This window comes from Daejeonella sp., assembly GCF_049655485.1.
In the GTDB taxonomy this organism is placed as follows: Bacteria; Bacteroidota; Bacteroidia; order Sphingobacteriales; family Sphingobacteriaceae; genus Daejeonella.
In genome coordinates this window covers 1-3,598 of sequence record NZ_JBASJU010000005.1, presented here as the reverse complement: position 1 = coordinate 3,598, position 3,598 = coordinate 1, and the positions used below count along the sequence as shown (strand labels likewise).

The following is a 3,598-nucleotide window of genomic DNA, read 5'->3' as shown; positions in this document are numbered from 1 at the left end:
CCATTACCCCAAGTAAGAGTGTTAGACTATGGCCGATTGTGAAAAAGCTTACATACAGCAATACTTCTTTGGGACGATACAGAAAAAAAATAACCCCTACCAGGAACAGCAAATGGTCATAACCTGTTATCATGTGTTTGGCGCCGATATAAAGAAAGGGGCCAAAAGCTACACCCTCGTTGCCGGATAAGAACGTTTGGGTATCGCCATCTACCCCATGTGCAAGAACCTGGTTTCCAATGCCACATAATAATATGAGCGCGGCAAGCGATCCTGTTTTTTTTAAATTCATATTTTTAAGATTATCAATTCATTTCATCGCTCAGAAATATCCTGAACGATGATTGGATGAATGTATTAATGTGAGTGGCCGTGTGCTGCATCTGCGCTGTCTTTCGCTGCTTTATCCGCGGCAGCGTTAGTACTGTCGGCCATAGTGGTAGCAGCAGTATCGGCAGACATTTCCATTTGCTGCATTGCTGTATCTGACGCAGCGTCTGATTTCTTTTCAGTGTTACTTGAACAAGCTGTAAATAAGCCTAAAGTTAGTGTTGTAAGAAAAAATAGTTTTTTCATGTGTTTGTTTTTTAAGATTTAATTTAATTGATAATAAAAGTAAATAACCCATGATGGTAATTTAATATTCCTGCAAATAGTTATTTTTTGGAACCATTATGACGGTTAAGATGATCTTATTTAAATCATCCGTTAACGGATACTCCAATCAGATTGCCAATACCAAATGTAATGGCAGCAGCAATCAAACCAAAGAGCACTTGTCTAAATCCCGAGTACCAAACATTTTTCCCTGTAAATAAGGTGATGGCGGCTCCAATTAAAAATAAGCCGATTGCACTGGCTATAACACTAATTAATATGGCGTGTATTCCAGTGAACAGCATAAAGGGCAAAACGGGAATAACGGCTCCAATGGAAAATAATATAAAAGAATAAATAGCCGCTTCAAAAGCTGAGCCCTTCAGCTCTTCGGCATTAATCCCTAATTCCTCTTTAATTAATATTTCATGAGCATGATCTTTATCCTTCATAATATCAGCAGCCATTTGATGCGCCTGCTCCTCGGGAATACCTTTTGCAATATATATTAGAGCTAATTCCTTCAGTTCCCCTTCCGGATTAGTTTCCAACTCATCCATCTCTATTTGCATTTGGTTTTCATATAACTCTTTCGAACTAGTTACAGAGATCCATTCCCCCAATGCCATAGAGAGCGCTCCTGCTAATAGGCCAGCAAGCCCGGCTAGTAAGACACCTTGCTGTCCGGCAGTAGCGCCCGCGATTCCCATTACCAAACTGAAATTGGAAACTAACCCATCGTTTCCTCCTAATACCGCTGCTCTGATCGCATTTCCCCCAACCGAACGGTGTCTGCTTTCAAATCTTGAAAGTTGTGTGCCGGTCACTTTTGTCTCCTTCTCAAGGATTGTCTGAAGTATTTTTACGTGACTTGTTTCTGTACCTGTTATTTCTTGTTTATTCTTGTTTTTTGTGGCAATAATAGCATTTGCTATGCTTTTTTCGGTATCCATTAAAACCCCTAAAACGTAGTCATACCCAAATATTTTGCCAATAGTATTTAACGTTTTTGCTCTCCAGGAAGGTTGCATCAAGTTCTCAAAACTTATATTCTCTTTTTTTGCAAAAGCCTCTGCGTGACTTTTCTCAATGTCGCTCATTTGTCTGAAAACATTTGCAATCGTTGCATCAGGCTCATGCTCAGCAAGTTTTTGATATAGAAAGCAGGCATCAATTTCTGTCTGTATATTTTTGTTTTTCATGGGTACGATACTTTATATTTCTTGATTATCTGTTTTGATAGTTTATGACACATTATCCCTCTTTTAATAAATTCACCGGGCAGTTATTTGCCCTATGCTGAATTTTAAAAACTAAATTTATATATTTTGAATAGTTGCATATAATTAATAACGAATACTGATGCCTGCACCGGTTCCGTAATCACTGTCATGCAAAGTGCTAACTGAGAAAGTACGGGTAACAAAATACCGTAATCCCAGCGTGTATTCTTTGTCAGTATTTACCCGGCCGTCAAAAAACAAGCGGGTAGTAATTGGCATGTCCCTGCGTTGTAATTGCGCCCGCATGCGGCCCGTCTGGTCTACCCTTAATTCCGTTTCGATGAAAAAAGGCAGTAAATACAATAAACCAGCTTCAAATACCTGCCGGTTATTTTTGGTGTTCGATTGGGGATTTTTGGTGGATGCGTTGTTCAAACGGTAATCGTAACCTACAAAGGCAGCCAGGAAACTTCTTTTATCAAGAAACCGCAACAGATGTGATTCAGTTTCGAAATCCCCCTTCCAGTTCACCCGGCCATCAAAGCGCAGCTGGTTTTTATTGTTGGCGATATAGCCTTCGAGCCAGGCGCCATTAGACAGCACATTCAGGTCGGCCCATTTCGAAATAAAATTGTCTTCTTTCTTCAAAACTTTGTAACCGGTTTTGGCAAACTCATTTTGTTCAGAGCCTTCATAGCTGACAATGCGGGCCATACCAGTAGCCATATGGTATAAAATATGGCAGTGGAAAAACCAGTCTTTTTCTTCATTGGCCAAAAATTCAATGGTAACGGTTTCCATAGGCAGTATGTCAAACGTATGCTTGAGTGGTGAATAATCACCCTGTGCATTTATCAGCCGGAAGAAATGCCCGTGCAGGTGCATGGGATGGCGCATCATGGTGTTATTGAACATTTTAAAACGCACAACCTCACCTTTCTTGATCATTATTTTATCAGCTTTCGAAAGAGGCTTGTCGTCAAACGACCAAATATAGCGTAGCATGTCGCCGGTAAGCGTTAACGGAACCTCACGAATCGGTAATTTTTTATCAAAAGCTGTACGCTCTACCGATCGCAGCATATCGTAGGTGAGGGCGCCGGCAGCTTTTTCATTCTCCTTGTTCATGCCAGCCATGTCCATTCCCGGCATAGATGGGCTTTGCTTTTTAGCGCCCATGTCCATCCCGTTCATTTTTTTGATGGTGTCCTTCGGCTGCTGCATATCCATTGCTGGCATGGAGCCGTCCTTGCCGACACTTCCCATGTTCATTTTATTTCTTTCCCGTAGCATGGCAAAATAATTAAGCTTGGGAATGTCAGGGGCATTAATTTTTTTCCCGCTGCCAAAATAAACCGAACTATGGCCGGAAATATCAGCAGAGGTGGCTCTTAGTTCATACGCACCTTCAGCCGGAATGGTGATCAGCACATCATAGGTTTCAGCAATCGGAAAATCAATTTTGTCTACTTTTAAGGGCTCCACATTTTTTCCATCTGCTGCTATAATAGTCATTGGACCGCCTGCAAACTGCACCCAGAAATAAGTGCCAGCACCCCCATTGATAAGCCTGAGCCTGACGGTTTCACCGGCCTTAAATTCAGGATACTCGGTTACCTGCCGCCCGTTGGCCAGAAAGGCATTGTAATACACATCGGAGACATCCATTGGCGGCATCCGGCCCCATTCCTGTTTCGCTTTATCGCCCAAATAGCCTTTTACCAAAGCCTCTCCCCAGCTTTGCACTGATTTTCTTTTGATGCCATACCATTCATAAT

General features: G+C 41.7%; 4 protein-coding genes. All 4 read right to left on the bottom strand.

Annotated elements, in window-relative coordinates; all coding sequences use genetic code 11:
- A partial coding sequence (locus WBJ10_RS00105; protein WP_424287410.1) for a HupE/UreJ family protein occupies positions 1-292 on the bottom strand: 292 nt, incomplete at its 3' end.
- Positions 293-357: 65 nt separating this feature from the next.
- Positions 358-576, bottom strand: coding sequence for a hypothetical protein (locus tag WBJ10_RS00100; RefSeq protein ID WP_324487101.1), 219 nt, complete (start codon positions 574-576; stop codon positions 358-360).
- A gap of 125 nt (positions 577-701) precedes the next feature.
- Positions 702-1,799, bottom strand: coding sequence for a VIT1/CCC1 transporter family protein (locus tag WBJ10_RS00095; protein ID WP_424287408.1), 1,098 nt, complete (start codon positions 1,797-1,799; stop codon positions 702-704).
- A 144-nt stretch (positions 1,800-1,943) separates the two neighbouring features.
- The coding region (locus WBJ10_RS00090; protein WP_424287406.1) for a multicopper oxidase domain-containing protein at positions 1,944-3,598 on the bottom strand (1,655 nt) is incomplete at its 5' end.